Source organism: Flagellimonas oceani (assembly GCF_011068285.1).
Classification (GTDB): Bacteria; Bacteroidota; Bacteroidia; order Flavobacteriales; family Flavobacteriaceae; genus Flagellimonas; species Flagellimonas oceani.
Window position 1 is genome coordinate 77,051 of sequence record NZ_CP049616.1, and the last position, 16,640, is coordinate 93,690.

At 43.3% G+C, this 16,640-nt stretch carries 15 protein-coding genes and 1 riboswitch; all 15 genes read left to right on the top strand.

Annotation, left to right across the window (positions count from 1 at the left end):
• Nucleotides 1-58 precede the first annotated feature (58 nt).
• The 15 genes from thrA (at nt 59) to GVT53_RS00420 (ending at nt 16,639) form a co-directional block, all read left to right on the top strand.
• Nucleotides 59-3,442: a bifunctional aspartate kinase/homoserine dehydrogenase I gene (gene thrA, locus GVT53_RS00350; RefSeq protein WP_166246922.1), complete on the top strand. Its 3,384-nt coding sequence runs from the start codon at nt 59-61 to the stop codon at nt 3,440-3,442.
• Nucleotides 3,443-3,460: 18 nt separating this feature from the next.
• Nucleotides 3,461-3,823 (top strand): GIY-YIG nuclease family protein, encoded by a 363-nt coding sequence (locus tag GVT53_RS00355; protein WP_240905108.1) that lies wholly within the window; start codon nt 3,461-3,463, stop codon nt 3,821-3,823.
• A gap of 39 nt (nt 3,824-3,862) precedes the next feature.
• Nucleotides 3,863-5,029, top strand: a complete 1,167-nt coding sequence (locus tag GVT53_RS00360) for a trans-sulfuration enzyme family protein (RefSeq protein WP_166246923.1) — start codon at nt 3,863-3,865, stop codon at nt 5,027-5,029.
• Nucleotides 5,030-5,083: 54 nt separating this feature from the next.
• Nucleotides 5,084-5,491 carry an RrF2 family transcriptional regulator gene (locus GVT53_RS00365; RefSeq protein WP_166246924.1) on the top strand — a complete coding sequence of 136 codons (408 nt, stop codon included), beginning with the start codon at nt 5,084-5,086 and terminating at the stop codon, nt 5,489-5,491.
• Between the two features lie 177 nt (nt 5,492-5,668).
• Nucleotides 5,669-5,932: a DUF2061 domain-containing protein gene (locus tag GVT53_RS00370; protein WP_166246925.1), complete on the top strand. Its 264-nt coding sequence runs from the start codon at nt 5,669-5,671 to the stop codon at nt 5,930-5,932.
• Between the two features lie 11 nt (nt 5,933-5,943).
• The gene (locus tag GVT53_RS00375) at nt 5,944-6,567 is read left to right on the top strand and encodes a phosphoadenosine phosphosulfate reductase domain-containing protein (RefSeq protein ID WP_166246926.1); all 624 of its coding nucleotides are present in this window, start codon (nt 5,944-5,946) and stop codon (nt 6,565-6,567) included.
• Nucleotides 6,568-6,714: 147 nt separating this feature from the next.
• Complete coding sequence (gene cysD / locus GVT53_RS00380) at nt 6,715-7,566, top strand: sulfate adenylyltransferase subunit CysD (protein WP_240905211.1); 852 nt, start codon at nt 6,715-6,717, stop codon at nt 7,564-7,566.
• Between the two features lie 79 nt (nt 7,567-7,645).
• Nucleotides 7,646-8,893 carry a sulfate adenylyltransferase subunit 1 gene (locus GVT53_RS00385; protein WP_166246928.1) on the top strand — a complete coding sequence of 416 codons (1,248 nt, stop codon included), beginning with the start codon at nt 7,646-7,648 and terminating at the stop codon, nt 8,891-8,893.
• A 75-nt stretch (nt 8,894-8,968) separates the two neighbouring features.
• On the top strand, nt 8,969-11,059 hold the full coding sequence (locus GVT53_RS00390; RefSeq protein ID WP_166246929.1) for a HEPN domain-containing protein: 2,091 nt from the start codon (nt 8,969-8,971) through the stop codon (nt 11,057-11,059).
• Nucleotides 11,052-11,828, top strand: a complete 777-nt coding sequence (cobA, locus tag GVT53_RS00395; protein ID WP_166246930.1) for a uroporphyrinogen-III C-methyltransferase — start codon at nt 11,052-11,054, stop codon at nt 11,826-11,828. The genes GVT53_RS00390 and cobA overlap by 8 nt, the downstream gene beginning before the upstream one ends.
• A 70-nt stretch (nt 11,829-11,898) precedes the next feature.
• Entirely contained in the window at nt 11,899-12,960 is a 1,062-nt protein-coding gene (locus GVT53_RS00400) for an NAD(P)/FAD-dependent oxidoreductase (RefSeq protein WP_166246931.1), read from the top strand.
• 90 nt (nt 12,961-13,050) lie between these two features.
• Nucleotides 13,051-13,968 (top strand): helix-turn-helix domain-containing protein, encoded by a 918-nt coding sequence (locus GVT53_RS00405; protein WP_166246932.1) that lies wholly within the window; start codon nt 13,051-13,053, stop codon nt 13,966-13,968.
• Nucleotides 13,969-14,052: 84 nt separating this feature from the next.
• Entirely contained in the window at nt 14,053-14,814 is a 762-nt protein-coding gene (locus GVT53_RS00410; protein ID WP_205791822.1) for an SDR family NAD(P)-dependent oxidoreductase, read from the top strand.
• Nucleotides 14,815-14,956: 142 nt separating this feature from the next.
• Nucleotides 14,957-15,098, top strand: a riboswitch (SAM riboswitch).
• A gap of 70 nt (nt 15,099-15,168) precedes the next feature.
• Nucleotides 15,169-16,182 (top strand): homocysteine S-methyltransferase family protein, encoded by a 1,014-nt coding sequence (locus GVT53_RS00415; RefSeq protein ID WP_166246933.1) that lies wholly within the window; start codon nt 15,169-15,171, stop codon nt 16,180-16,182.
• Nucleotides 16,166-16,639: a hypothetical protein gene (locus GVT53_RS00420; RefSeq protein ID WP_166246934.1), complete on the top strand. Its 474-nt coding sequence runs from the start codon at nt 16,166-16,168 to the stop codon at nt 16,637-16,639. Before GVT53_RS00415 ends, GVT53_RS00420 begins: the two co-directional genes overlap by 17 nt.
• Nucleotide 16,640 lies beyond the last annotated feature (1 nt).

The following is a 16,640-nucleotide window of genomic DNA, read 5'->3' on the forward strand; positions in this document are numbered from 1 at the left end:
TTTCTTTTAGCCTTACTATTTATTAATTGTTGACCCTTTTGGGTCTATTACTGTATTTATGGATTTAAGGCATTTGGCCATATCAGATTTTAAAACATTGAGCGGGTCCGTTCAAGACATAAAGTTGTCATATCAAGTTTTTGGAAAACCCTTGCATACGGCACCCATCATTTTGGTGAACCATGCACTCACGGGCAATTCCAATGTTGCCGGGAAAGATGGGTGGTGGTCCGATCTTATCGGGGATGGAAAATGTATCGATACCGAGAAGTACACCATATTGTCTTTTAATATTCCTGGAAACGGTTTTGATGGTTTCATCATCGAAAACTATAAGGATTTTGTAGCTGGAGATATCGCCAGAATATTTCTTTGGGGACTGGAGCAATTGGAGATCGATAAACTGTTCGCCATCATTGGCGGCTCTTTGGGAGGTGGAATTGCTTGGGAAATGACGGCCATCAACCCAAATATCACGGAGCATTTGATTCCCGTGGCATCCGATTGGAAATCCACGGATTGGTTGATTGCCAACTGTCAGATTCAAGAGCAGTTTTTGGTCAATTCCAAACAACCCGTGCACGATGCCCGTATGCATGCGATGTTGTGCTACCGAACACCGGAATCTTTTAAAGAGCGATTCAAAAGAAGCACCAACGAGGAACTACAGGTTTTTAATGTGGAATCTTGGTTGATGCACCACGGTAAAAAATTGCAGGAGCGTTTTCAGCTATCAGCCTATAAATTGATGAACCAACTGTTGAAATCCATCGATATCACCAGAAATGGTGAAGAAGCATTCAAGGCATTGCAGGATAGCGACACCAAAATCCACATTATTGGGGTCAATTCCGATTTGTTCTTCACGGCGGAGGAGAACAAGGAGACATTTAAAAGATTGGCCCAGGCCAATACCAATGTGACTTATGGCGAGGTACAATCCGTACACGGTCACGATGCCTTTTTGATGGAGTTTGAACAATTGGAAAAATTGTTGGAGACCGTTTTCCAAAAGAATACCGAACGCATCAAAATATTGAAGTTCGGTGGGAAATCCCTGGCCAACGGAGAGGGCATTCAGCGTGTATTGAAAATTATCACCCAAAGGTTTGAAGCGGAAGAACACTTTGCAGTCGTGGTTTCCGCTCGTGGCAAGGCAACGGACCAACTGGAAAACTTGCTCGAAAAAGCGGCCAAGGGAGCTGATTTTCAAACCGATTTAAAGAAGTTTGCCGACTATCAAAAAAACAATTTTGATGGAGTCGATATTGATGAAGAGCTGGCGACCATCGAAAAAATATTGAACGGGGTTTCCTTAACGGGCGATTACAGTCTCAAAACCAAAGATGAGGTATTGTCTTTTGGAGAATTGTTGTCCGCCAAATATGTAACGGCCGCGCTGAATACATCTGGGGTAAAAGCAAAGCTTTTGGATTCTCGAAAGTTGATCAGCACGGATGACAATTATAGCAATGCCGAAGTGGACTATGGCACCTCCAAAGAAAATGTACTTCGATATTTCCATGCACTGGAAAAGGATACCATCCCGATAGTTACTGGATTTATTGGTTCCAACCGTGATGGTTCAACGACCACTTTGGGCAGGAACGGCAGCAATTATTCCGCAGCGCTGCTGGCCAATTTTTTGGATGCGGGCGAGTTGATCAATTACACCCACGTGGATGGTATTTTCACGGCCAATCCGGATTTGGTGGCGGATGCGCGATTAATAGATGTGATTTCCTATGGCGAGGCCAATGAGCTCGCCAATTTCGGAGCAAATATTTTGCACGCGAAGACCATAATTCCACTGATCGAGAAAAACATTCCCTTGCGCATATGCAACACCTTCAATGATAATAACGAAGGCACGTTGATCGGTCCAAAAACCGATAATGGGGGCATCAAATCCCTTTCAGTGCTCGACAATATGGCCCTCATCAATTTGGAAGGTAGAGGACTGCTTGGTAAAGTGGGTGTGGACATGCGCATTTTTCGGGCATTGGGCCAAAATGGCATTAGCGTAGGTATTGTTTCTCAAGGGTCTTCGGAACGGGGCATTGGTCTCGTGGTGGATGCATCCAAAGCGGACAAAGCCAAGAAAGTGCTCGACCAAGAGTTTGAGACGGATTACTCTTCAAAAGACATCAACCAGATTTCAGTGGTCAAAGATGTTTCGGTCATTTCCATTGTGGGAATGGATTTGAGCAGTTTTCACAAACCCTTCAATGCCTTGGCGAAGAACCAAATCACGCCCTTGCTGTTCAACAATACGGTAACCGGGAAGAACGTGAGTATGGTGGTGAAGAAATCCGACTTGAACAAGGCCATCAATGTGATTCACGGACAGATTTTCGGAATCGCTAGAAAAATCAATTTGGCGTTGTTTGGACACGGCAATGTCGGCGGAACGCTGATCAGTCAAATTCTGGATTCAAAAACCAGTATCGAAGACCGAAAAAGTATCGATTTAAAAGTGTTCGCTGTGGCAAATTCCAAAAAAGTGCTTTTGGATGCTTCGGGAGTGGGTTCGGATTGGAAGGAACGTTTGGAAAAAGAGGGGCAACCCTATCAAATCGAAGATATTACCGCTTTTGCGAAACAACATCATTTGGAAAACCTGATTGCGGTGGACAACACGGCGAGCAAAACCTTTGTGCAGCAATATGAATCATTGATCGAGCACGGTTTTGACTTGGTTTCATCAAACAAGATTGCAAACACGCTGAGTTTTGAGAAATATAAATCAATAAGAAAGTGTTTGGATAAAAATCAAAAACAATACCTGTACGAAACCAACGTAGGAGCAGGACTACCGTTGATAGATACCATCAAACTGTTGCATTTGTCCGGTGAGAACATCACTAGAATCAAAGGCGTGTTTTCGGGATCGCTAAGTTATATTTTCAATACCTTTTCCGAGAAAGATGTTTCTTTTTCAGAAATCGTAAAGGAGGCTATGGAAAGTGGCTTTACCGAACCCGACCCAAGAGAAGATTTGTCCGGTAACGACGTGGGAAGAAAACTATTGATTTTGGCCAGGGAATTGGACCTTCAGAACGAGTTTTCGGATATTGATGTACAAAACTTGATTCCAGAAGAACTACGAACTTTGGATTTTGAAAAGTTTATGGAACACATCGTAGAGATGGATGATGTTTATAAGAAAATCAAAGAAGACCAAAAACAAGGACACGTGCTTCGCTACATAGGTGATTTGCACGGGGATTTGCAACAGGACAAAGGGATCTTGGACGTACAATTGGTGTCTGTGCCCAAAGAAAGCGCTTTGGGGCAGGTGAAAGGTTCCGATTCGATTATTGAGATTTATACAGAATCCTACGGAGAGCATCCCTTGGTGATTCAAGGAGCAGGGGCAGGGGCCGCTGTAACGGCAAGGGGTGTTTTTGGAGACATATTAAGAATAGCGGAGAAAATATAGCTTCGACTTCAGCTACCAATGATTTTGAAGTTTCGGTGGCTGAGCGTAGTCGAAGCCACAATTATAATGAAAGGATACGTCTACATATTGGAATGCTCAGATGGAAGTTATTATACCGGAAGTACCATTGACTTGGAGAACCGGTTAAAGGAGCATCAAGATGGTCGGGGTGCCAACCATACAAAGAAAAGACTGCCGGTTAAGTTGGTATATGTTGAAGAGTATTTAAGTATTGCAACAGCCTTTGAACGCGAAAAGCAGATTCAAGGGTGGTCTAGGGAAAAAAAGAAGGCATTGATAGTTGGAGAATTTGATGCACTCACAAATTTAGCCGAGTGTAAAAATGAGACAAGTTTTAAATATTATAAGGAGAAAAAATAAGTGGCTTCGACTCCGCTCAGCCACCAAAAATGGAACAAAATGAAAGGCAAAAAATTCGAGACGCAAGCAATAAGAACGCAAATGGAGCGCAGTCAAAACTTGGAGCATTCCAGCCCCATTTATATGACCTCCAGCTTTGTTTTTGAAGATGCGGAGGACATGCGTGCCTCTTTTGCAGAGGAAAAGCAGCGCAATATCTATTCCAGATATTCCAACCCCAATTCGAACGAACTCATTGAAAGGGTTTGCCAGATGGAAGGGGCTGAGAGCGGTTTTGCTTACGCCTCCGGTATGGCCGCCGTTTTTTCAACTTTGGCTGCTTTATTGGATACGGGTGATCGCGTGATTTCGTCCAAAAGTATTTTTGGGTCCACGCACACCCTTTTCACGCAGTTTTTTCCAAAGTGGAACATCGAAACCAGTTATTTTGATGCCAACGATTTGTCTCAAATAGAAGGTTTGATCAAACCAAATACCAAGATACTTTATGCCGAAACTCCGACCAACCCAGGCGTGGATGTCTTGGATTTGGAAGTGTTGGCCAAAATTGCCAAAAAGCACGGCCTTATTTTTATTATCGATAACTGTTTTGCGACACCGTATTTGCAACAGCCGATTAAATTTGGTGCCGATTTGGTCATTCACTCGGGAACCAAGTTGATGGATGGACAAGGAAGGGTATTGGCCGGAATTACGGTGGGTAGCGGAGAATTGATGGACAAAGTGTACCGTTTTTCCCGAATTACGGGACCTGCATTGTCCCCGTTCAATGCGTGGGTGTTGTCACGAAGCTTGGAAACCTTGGCGATTCGGGTGGATAGACACTGTGAGAACGCTTTGAAATTGGCAACCTATCTGGAGAGTCACGATAAGATTGAATGGGTGAAGTATCCATTTTTGAAATCGCACCCCAAGCACGAAATTGCCAAAAAGCAAATGAAAGCAGGCGGTTGCGTTGTGGCCTTTGAAGTTAAGGGCGGTCTGGAAGCCGGGCGGGAATTTTTTGACAGTATCAAATTATTATCCTTGTCCGCGAACTTGGGAGATGCACGAAGCATTGTGACGCATCCCGCATCCACTACCCACAGCAAGCTGACCACAGAGGAGCGCAATGCCGTTGGAATTTCCGATGGAATGGTACGCGTGTCCGTCGGATTGGAACATATCGATGATATTATCGCTGATATTGAGCAGGCTCTAGGTTAATCTTTCTGTAATTGGCCATTAAGGCAGGTTGTCAAATTTCCCTATCTTCGTGCGATGCTCTCCAAGAAGACAAAATACGGACTTAAGGCACTTACCTACCTTGCCAAGGTGGAGGGTAGACAGCCAGTACAGATTGCTGAAATTGCCAAGTGCGAGAATATTTCCCAAAAGTTTTTGGAAAGTATTTTGCTTACCCTTCGCAGGAATGGCCTTTTGGGTTCCAAAAAAGGGAAGGGAGGGGGTTATTATCTAATTAAAGAGCCTCAAGATGTTCAAATGACCACGGTTATGCGGGTATTGGAAGGCCCTATCGCCATGGTGCCCTGCGTTAGTCTCAACTTCTACGAAAAATGTGACGACTGTCCGGATGAGGAGGAATGCTCCGTTCATAAATTAATGCTTCTAGTTAGGGACAGTGCCTTGGATGTTTATCGTAACAACACGCTGGCAGATTTGCTTTAAATCAGCGCGCCACATCAAATTTTAGCTTAAAAATCCTCAAAATTCACTATTGATTATCGATAATCTACTAAAACTATAGGGTAAAAGTAAATTTATGATTCAATTTGCTTTTTCTTCAGAAAAATAATTTTACTTTTGAAATTCCTACCAGTTCAGTAGGGTAATAAAAGTTTAAAAATGATTACCGATCAGTTGATAATAAAAAACGAAAAACAGCAAAGCACGTACACTAAGGATAGTGCTTCGGAAAGTCCAAAGCGGAGTATTGCAAAATCCATAAGTTGGAGAATTGTTGGTACTATGGACACGATATTGATCTCTTGGATAGTGACAGGTACGTTAAGTTTGGCATTTTCAATCGGATTGGTGGAACTCGTCACCAAAATGGTGCTTTATTTTTTTCACGAAAGAATTTGGAACTCCATCAAATGGGGCAAATAAAAGGATAGGCAATGGCATTGACACAAGAAGAAATAAAGAAACTGAACCTTCAGTTTAAGGGAATTTCTCCCGAAGAAATTATATCCTGGGCCATCAACCATGGAAAAAAACCGGTAGTAACGACCAATTTTAGACCTTATGAAGTGGCTATTCTTCATGCGGTGACCGAAGTGGATAAAAGTATTCCCGTAATTTGGTGCGATACAGGTTACAATACCCCTCAAACCTATAAACATGCGGAAGCGTTGATTTCCATATTGGAGCTCAACGTAAAATTATATGTTCCCAAACAAACGAGTTCCCATCGTGATGCCATTATGGGCATTCCACAAATTGATGACCCTCGGCACAAAGAGTTTACCGAGCAGGTAAAGTTGGAGCCGTTCCGTCGCGCTATGGAAGAGCATAAGCCCGATGTTTGGTTCACCAACTTGCGCAAAGGTCAAACAGCGCACAGGGATTCTTTGGACGTGTTGAGCATGAGCAACGATGGTGTTTTAAAGGTGAGTCCGTTCTATCATTGGAGCGACACCCAATTGGATGCTTACTTAAAAGCGCGCCAATTGCCGAACGAACACAAATACTTTGACCCGACAAAAGTATTGGCCAACCGTGAATGCGGTTTGCACACATAAAACGAATGAATTGTCACCAATCGTGGTGATTTACAATAAAAAGATAAAGCCTTGAGCACACTTGCAAAAGAAATTAAAAAACCAGAGACATTGAACGGGGTCGAAAGACCGACGGCAAATGCCTTGGAACACGAAGCTATTTACATAATGCGCGAAGTAGCGGCGCAGTTTGAAAAACCTGTACTGCTATTTTCCGGAGGAAAGGATTCCATCACTTTGGTACGTTTGGCCCAAAAAGCCTTTTGGCCTGCCAAAATACCGTTCCCGTTGATGCATATAGACACAGGTCACAACTTTCCCGAAACCATCGAGTTCCGTGATAAGTTGGTGGAGGAACTTGGTGTTGAATTGATAGTTCGAAATGTACAGGATTCCATTGATGAAGGAAAAGTAGTAGAGGAAACCGGCAAGTATGCTAGTAGAAACATGCTTCAAACCACAACTTTGCTGGACGCCATTGAAGAATTCAAATTTGATGCCTGTATCGGTGGAGCAAGACGTGATGAAGAAAAGGCACGGGCCAAGGAACGTATATTTTCCGTACGTGATGATTTTGGGCAATGGGACGAGAAGAACCAAAGACCAGAGTTGTTCGATATGTTGAACGGTGAAATTGAAATTGGTCAGAATGTACGTGTCTTCCCGATAAGTAACTGGACAGAATTGGATGTTTGGAGTTATATCCAAAAGGAAAACATTGAGATTCCATCCATCTATTTTGCACATAAAAGAAATACATTCCTTCGTGATGGATTGATTTGGTCCGCAGAAGACGATGTAGTTTTTAGGGCCGATGATGAACAGGTAGAAGAGCGAATGGTGCGTTTTAGAACCGTTGGTGATATGAGCTGTACCGCAGCTGTGGAGTCGCATGCCGATACCATTGATAAAGTGGTTGCAGAAATCAGGAATTCCAGAATCTCGGAAAGGGGAGCCCGAATCGATGATAAGCGCTCCGAAGCAGCAATGGAAAAACGTAAACAACAAGGATACTTTTAAAATGGTTGATAGTTTATAGTTATTGGTTTTTAGAGGTATTGAAAACCAACAACGATCAACCATTAACGAAAAACGAAATATGGAAGTTTTAAAAATAGCAACAGCGGGTAGTGTAGACGACGGTAAAAGTACCTTGATCGGAAGATTGCTCTACGATACAAAATCAATGACCGACGATAAACTGGAGGCCATTGAGCGCACAAGCAAACAGAAAGGATACGATTACCTCGATTTTTCATTGGCGACCGATGGTTTGGTAGCGGAAAGAGAGCAGGGCATCACCATAGATGTGGCCCACATTTACTTTTCTACGCCATCCAAGAGTTACATTATTGCCGATACCCCTGGTCATGTGGAGTATACCCGAAATATGGTTACGGGAGCTTCGACTTCTCAGGCATCCATTATTTTGATCGATGCCCGAAAAGGAGTGATTGAGCAGACACACCGTCACTTTTTCATCAACAACCTTTTGCGGGTAAAGGATGTTATTGTGGCCATCAATAAAATGGATTTGGTGGATTTCTCCGAAGAAACCTATAACAACATCAAGGCCGATTTTGAGGAGTTGATGAAGAAACGTGATTACCAAGATCAAAATATCACCTTCATTCCCGTTAGTGCCTTAAAAGGTGACAACGTGGTAAATCGTTCCAAAGAAATGCCTTGGTACAAAGGTCAGACACTTTTGGAGCATTTGGAAGAATTGGACCAGAAGGATATCTACAACACCGGTACCCCACGCTTCCCGGTTCAGTATGTAATCCGTCCCAAAACGGATGATTTTCATGATTTCCGTGGATTCGCAGGAAAGGTGTATGGAGGTGAACTCAATGTTGGGGACGAAGTGGTGGTTTTGCCATCCATGACACGTTCCAAAATCAAGGACATTTATTTTTACAATAAACATTACAAAACGGCACCTCGAAGATCTTCGGTCACTATAACATTGGAAGATGAGGTGAATGTAAGCAGAGGCGATATGTTGGTAAAAGCGGACGACCTTCCAACAATCGATAAGCAGCTTACGGCCACCATTTCTTGGATGGATAGCGCCAGTTTTACCCCTGGTGGCAAGTACACCTTGCAGCACGGTGTAAATAAGGTATTGGCTAAGGTCGATGCCATTGAGCATAAAATCCATCCGGATTATTCAGGGATTGAGGAGAATGTTACTTCTCTTCAAATGAACGATATAGCCAAAGTGCGCTTAAGGCTGAACAAACCTATTTTTTATGATAGGTTCAAAGACCATCGTACCAACGGGTCTTTTATAATAATCGACAGCCGAACAAATACAACAGCAGGCGTAGGATTTATTGAATGATATTCTTCCGCTTTTGTGAGGAGGAAAGGGAGTTTTTTTAAAATAACTCTATAAAATAGATAGGAAAACTAGATTATGCAAAGTTTTAGAACAGAGATAGAAAACCCAGTCGTAGAAAAGGACATCATTGAATTGGAGAAAAAAATTCGCCAGTTCAAAGGTGGGGAAGTGGATGAGGAAAAATTCCGTAGCCTACGTTTGGCACGTGGAGTTTATGGACAAAGGCAGCCCGGTGTACAGATGATTCGTATCAAGTTGCCCTATGGTAAGGTGACCTCCAATCAATTGCTCCGAATTGCCGATGTGTCGGATGAATATTCCCGTGGACGATTACATATCACCACCCGTCAGGATATCCAGATCCACTACGTGGATTTGGAACGTACCCCCGAACTTTGGGCACAACTGGAAAGGGATGATGTTACCATTCGCGAAGCTTGTGGAAATACCGTTCGTAATGTAACTGCAAGTGAAACCGCTGGTATCGATGTGGACGAACCTTTCGATGTCTCACCATACGCACAAGCTGTGTTCGAATATTTCCTTAGAAACCCCATCGGTCAGGAAATGGGAAGAAAATTCAAGGTCTCTTTCTCTGCGAGTGATGCCGATACCGGGCTTTCTTACATGCACGATCTTGGTTTTATCGCCAAAGAAAAAGATGGCGAACGAGGATTTAAAGTGATGTTGGCCGGAGGCCTAGGTTCACAACCACGCCACGCCGATGAACTGTACAGTTTTTTGCCCACCGATAAAATAATTCCCTTAATGGAAGGTGTCATCCGTGTGTTTGACAGATATGGGGAGCGCAAGAGTAGGGCAAAGGCCCGTATGAAGTTTTTATTGAAGGATTTGGGACTTGATGGTTTCAAAGAATTGTTGGAAGAAGAACAAACAGCGATCCCACATAAAACCTATCCCATCCATATTGAAGATTATCCCCAAGTAAAGGTTGCCCAAGTTGAAACTCCAGAAGTTTCCATAGAAGACCAAAACGCTTTCGAGGAATGGAAATCCACCAATTTGGTCCCTCAAAAGCAAGAAGGCTACGTGGCCATCGGTATCAAAGTGCTATTGGGTGATTTCTATACCGATAAGGCCCGTGAATTGGCCAAATTGGTTCAGAACTATGCAGCTGGGGAGATTCGTTTGTCGTTGAGACAAAATATCTTGGTTCCGTATGTAAAAGAAGAATTGGTGCCATTCTTTTACCAAGAACTGAAGAAATTAGGCTTTGCAGAAGCAGGATATAATAAAGCTTTGGATATCACCGCATGTCCAGGAACGGATACCTGTAACTTGGGAATTGCCAGTAGTACGGGAATCGCCGATGAGTTGGAACGGGTCATCAAAGCAGAATACCCACAGTACATCAAAAACCCTGATGTGGTCATTAAGATCAGTGGTTGTATGAATGCGTGCGGACAGCACAATATGGCACATATCGGTTTTCAGGGAATGTCCGTCAGAACAAAGGATAAATTAGTGGCACCAGCGCTTCAGGTGTTGTTGGGAGGTGGAAACTTTGGAGATGGTAAAGCGAGGTTTGCAGACAAAGTGGCCAAAATTCCAAGTAAAAGAGGGCCGCAAGCCTTGCGCCTAATCTTGGATGATTTTGAGGCCAATGGAAACGGAGCATCCTTTACCGATTATTATGAGGAAAAAGGACAGATTTATTTCTATGATTTCTTGAAGCCTTTGACCGATGTGGACAACCTGACCCAAGAAGATTTTATCGACTGGGGGAATGATGAAAAATATAAAAAAGAGATTGGAATCGGTGAGTGCGCCGGGGTCATCGTTGACCTTGTGGCCACCCTCTTCCTTGAAAGCCAAGAGAAGATAGAAAATGCAGAGGAGGCCATCAAAGAAGGTAAATGGGCAGCTAGTATTTACTATTCCTATCAATCCATAGTGAACTCTGCCAAGGCATTGTTGACAGCGGAGAAAGTGAAGACCAATACCCACGCAAGCATCATCAAGGATTTTGATGAACTGTACGTGGAGACTGGAAAAATAGCCTTTGAGGGCGGGTTTGACAAAGTAGCCCTTCAGTTGAACAAGAACGAACCATCCGAAGCTTTTGCGAAAAGCTATGTGGAAGATGCCAAAACGGTTTTGACCAAATTGGAAACGTTCAGAAAAATGGAGTTGGAACATGCGTAGGGGAAAATTAACCGTAGTGGGCGCAGGCCCAGGCGATGTGGATTTAATCACACTGAAAGGCGTCAAGGCCTTGCAAAGTGCAGATGTAGTGCTGTACGATGCATTGGTGTCATCCGAGTTATTGGAGTATGCAACCAATGCTGAAAACATATTTGTGGGCAAGCGAAAAGGATGTTATTCCTACCAACAAAATCAAATCAACGATTTGATAGTGGAACGCGCACGTCAAGGATTACACGTAGTGCGGTTAAAAGGAGGTGACCCATTTGTGTTTGGTAGAGGTGCCGAAGAAATGGAACATGCAGCCAGATTTGGAGTAGAAGTAGAGGTGGTTCCCGGAATATCATCATCGGTATCCGTACCAGCATCTCAAAACATCCCTGTGACCAAAAGAGGCGCTGCCGAAAGTTTCTGGGTAATAACGGGGACTACCAAAGAACATAAATTGTCCAATGATGTTGCCTTGGCCGCAAAATCCAATGCAACCGTCATCATCCTTATGGGAATGTCCAAATTGGGTGAGATAATGGACCTCTTTAAAAAGGAAGAAAAAGAAAATACACCAGTGGCCATCATTCAAAACGGTACCACTGAAAACGAGAAGATTGGAATTGGCACTGTTGCTTCGATTGAGCACAAGGCAAAGGAGCAGCAGCTGTCAAATCCAGCTATAATCGTAATTGGCGAGGTGGTAAATCATCGTCAGCAAATATTGGATATTCAAAACCAATATCAACTGCAGGGAAAAGAATTGTTTGAAAAAGTGTAAATAAAATGTCAGCTCTTTAGGTCCCTGAGCCATGTCGAAGGGACTTTAAAGACCAATTAAAAGCAAAATTATGATCAAAACAGATATCATTATAATCGGGGCAGGACCAACAGGTTTGTTCACCGTTTTTGAAGCGGGATTGCTTAAATTAAAATGTCATTTAATAGACGCCTTGGCGCAGCCAGGCGGGCAATGCTCTGAAATTTATCCAAAGAAGCCCATTTACGATATTCCGGCCTATCCAGAAATTTTAGCGGGAACGTTGGTGGATAACCTAATGGAACAGATCAAGCCCTTCGAGCCTGGTTTTACCTTGGGAGAACGTGCGGAAACCTTGGACAAGCAAGAAGATGGCTCCTATATCGTTACCACCAATAAAGGAACCCGGCACCACGCACCTGTGGTTGTGATTGCTGGCGGACTCGGTTCTTTTGAGCCAAGAAAACCCATGATTCCAAATATTGAGTTGTTCGAGAGCAAGGGAGTGGAGTACATGGTAAAAGATCCCGAGCAGTTCCGTGATAAGAAAGTTGTAATTTCCGGTGGCGGTGACTCCGCATTGGACTGGGCCATATTCTTGGCCGATGTAGCTTCCGAAGTTTCCTTGGTACACCGTAGAAATGAATTCCGAGGAGCATTGGATTCCGTGGAAAAAGCAAGAGAATTGGCCAAATTGGGCAAAATACGATTGTTTACAAAGGCTGAGGTAAAAGAAATCCACGGCAAGGAAGATTTGCACGCCGTGGTCATCAAGTACAACGATGAGGAAAAGGAATCAACTTATGTAGAGACCGATTTCTTTATTCCATTGTTCGGATTGTCCCCAAAATTGGGCCCGATAGGCGATTGGGGATTGGAAATCGAAAAAAACGCCATCAAAGTGAACAACGCCAAGGATTACCAGACCAATCTTCCGGGAGTTTTTGCCATAGGCGATGTAAATACGTATCCAGGAAAGCTCAAGTTGATTCTGTCCGGATTCCATGAGGCTGCCGTAATGTGTCAATTTGCCTATCAAATCATCAACCCAGATAAGCGATTTGTGATGAAATATACCACCGTTGGAGGTGTACAAGGATTTGATGGTTCCAAAAAAGAAGCCAAAAAAGAAGTCGTGCAGAGCATCGATTAACGATAATAGTTTTTAGAAGCGAACACACCTTTCAAGAGCGATTTTGAAGGGTGTTTTTGTTTTTGAAGTATATTTGAATTTTACAAAAATATGGAGGCGACTTTCACATTGCGTGATTTTTATGGAAAGCTTGGTCTGCCCATTCCTGAAAACATCGGAAAGGATATCGGACATTTCAATGTTTTCAATATTGCCGAATATCGTACGCGATTGAGCAAAGGTGAGATGCGCTACGATAGACGGGCATATTTTAAAATCAGCTTGATTAATGGAAAAAATAGAGCGGAATATGCGGACAAGGTTATCGATATAGATAATAAGGCACTATTGTTCGCTTCACCAAGGATTCCATACAACTATGTCCCCCAAAACGATGAACAGTCTGGTTATTTTTGTGTGTTCACGGATAACTTTTTATCCAAGGACAAGAGTGGTGTCATCCTTGAAACGTTGCCAATTTTTCATCCCGGAGGCTACCCTATCCTCAATATTTCAGATGAAGATTATATAGCGTTGGAACAAGTTTTCCAAAAAATGGATAAGGAATTGTCCTCTGATTACCCCTTCAAATTTGACCTGATACGTGCCTACGTAATCGAACTGTTGCATATGGGGCAGAAATTGCATCCGGTTAAAGCTCAGGAAAACACGAGAAATGCGGCGATTCGCATTACTGATATGTTTGTGGAGCTGTTGGAACGTCAATTTCCCGTCAACACACCTGCACGACCATTGATGCTCAAAACGGCAAACGATTTTGCGGAACGATTGGCGATACATCCCAACCATCTCAATAAAGTCCTTAAAGAAACTACGGGAAGCACGACCACTGAGGTGATTCATGCCAGAATTTTCGAAGAGGCTAAAATACTGTTGAACAGCACCGATTGGAACATTTCCGAAATAGCGTATAGCCTTGGCTTCGAAGAAGTGGCCCATTTCTCCAACTTCTTCAAAAAGCATGTGCAGCTATCTCCTTTAAAGTTTAGGTCCGCCGTCAAAATTTGATTTTTGCAAAAAATAGATTGATTCATACAACCCTACCGAGGGCATACGGGACTAATTTTGTTTTGAATTCAAAAATCAATTGACATGAACAAAGCAAAAATAGCATTGGTTACCGGTGGAAGCCGCGGACTTGGGGAGAACATGGCCATCAACTTGGCCAAAAAAGGTCTTAACGTATTGTTGACATACCACAGCAACAAAGAAGAAGCGGACAAAACAGTAAGAGAAGTTGAAGAGCTAGGTCAAAAAGCCTACGCATTGCAATTGGATGTTGCCGAAAGCAAAAGTTTCGATGCCTTTGTAGGTGAAGTCAAAAATGCGCTTACAACCCAATTTGATGCTTCAAAACTGGATTATTTGGTCAATAATGCAGGTATCGGAATCAATGCGCCCATAACCGAGACTACCGAGCAAGACTTGGACACTTTGGTGAACATTCATTTTAAAGGGGCATTTTTCTTGACCCAGAAATTACTCCCGATCATGGCGGACGGAGGCGGTATCGTTAACATCTCAAGCGGTTTGGCACGTTTTTCGTTCCCGGGTTATTCGGTTTACGGTTCTATGAAAGCTGCTATCGAGGCATTGACCCGATACCAAGCAAAAGAATTGGGGTCACGTAAAATTAGGTCGAATGTAGTGGCGCCCGGTGCCATCGAAACGGATTTTGGTGGCGGCACCAACAAAAATGATGAAGATAAAAGAGCAGCTATCGCGAATTTTACAGCTTTGGGCCGAGTTGGCATTCCAAGCGATATTGGCGGGGTAGTGGCATTTCTTTGTACCGATGATGCCAAATGGGTAAATGCCCAACGAATTGAAGTGTCTGGCGGAATGCTGGTTTAAAATCATCACAAAATGCAAGTTAAAACGGGTCGAGCAATCGACCCGTTTTTTTATTGTTGCATTTGTAAAAATTCAGGGGCTTTTTTTGCTTTTCACTCGGGAGTACCGTTTCTTTGCAGTTCAGTTCATTTATAAATTGAAAGTGTTATCAAGAAAGGTGGAGGGATTGGACCCTTTGAAGCCTTAGCAACCCTCGACTTCGAGAAGGTGCTACATTCTACCCTTGTCTTGAATTTTTTTCAAGACCTTTTAGGAAGTTTAACCTGTAAGGGGAAGGATAACGTAAAGTGTTCATCACGGTACCTGCGCACATTTCTTGATTTCGTTACATCCTTTTTTAAAGGAAATTATGCTATGGAAAAAATTGAAGACATACTGAAGAAACGGATTTTAGTGCTGGACGGGGCAATGGGCACCATGCTACAGCAATATAAGTTCAAAGAAGAAGATTTTAGGGGCGAACGTTTCAAGGATTGGCCCACTGATTTGCAGGGAAACAACGATTTGTTGTCCTTGACCCAGCCAGAGGCCGTAAAGGAAGTCCATCGAAAATTTTTGGAAGCTGGTGCGGACATTTTGGAAACCAATACCTTCTCGGGTACAACCATTGCCATGGCAGACTACGGCATGGAAGAATTAGTATACGAACTCAATTATGAATCGGCCAAACTTGCAAAGCAAGTAGCCGAAGAATTCACCCAAAAAGACCCGAACAAGCCAAGGTTTGTTGCCGGTAGTATTGGCCCCACCAATAAAACGGCCAGTATGTCTCCCGATGTAAACGACCCCGGGTTTCGTGCCATTTCTTTTGATGAACTCCGTGTTGCCTATAAACAGCAGGTAGAGGCCCTGCTCGATGGTGGCTCGGACATTTTATTGGTAGAGACCATTTTTGATACATTGAATGCCAAAGCCGCTCTTTTTGCTATTGAGGAAGTAAAGGATGAACGCAATATCGAAGTCCCCGTAATGGTCAGTGGCACCATTACCGATGCTTCGGGAAGAACGTTGTCCGGACAGACCGCCGAAGCATTTTTGATTTCCATTTCCCATATTCCCATTTTATCCGTTGGATTCAATTGCGCCTTGGGAGCCAAGCAATTGGTGCCTCATTTGGAGGTTGTTTCGGCGAAATCAGCATATGCTATTTCGGCGCATCCAAATGCGGGACTGCCCAATGCCTTTGGCGAATACGACGAAACACCCGAGCAGATGGCCGCCCAGATCAAGGAATATGTAGAGAAAGGATTGGTGAACATTGTGGGTGGCTGCTGCGGGACTACCCCGGATCATATCAAAGCCATTGCAGATGTGGTAAAAGAATACAGTCCCAGAAAAACTGAGCAAGCATATGGAACGTCTATTTAACAAATCAATTTTAATGTTGGCCCTTATGGCTTTGGTATCTTGTGGAGATAAAGAAAAAGCCGAAAAAAATGAAACCGTAATCGTTGCGGCCCAAAATGAAATAAAGGGAAGTTGGCTCTTGGTTTATGGGGAAACAAGGACAGCGGATACCGTAGAAGTGAAAGACCTGTCCGATACTGAATTTATAAAGATATTGAACGAGGACCATTTTGCCTTTTTCAACCAAAATAAAGATACCGCCGAGGGGTTTTACGGAGGAGGTGGGACATACTCCCTAAAAGGAAATGTGTACACCGAGCGGTTGGATTATATTGGAGCGAAAGAATTACGGGGCCATGAATTTACCTTTGAAATAGCAATCAAAGGGGACACACTTATCCAATCTGGGGTAGAGGATGTGCCCGATGCAGGTATAAATAGGCATATTGTAGAAAAGTATATACGAATCAAGGATTAAC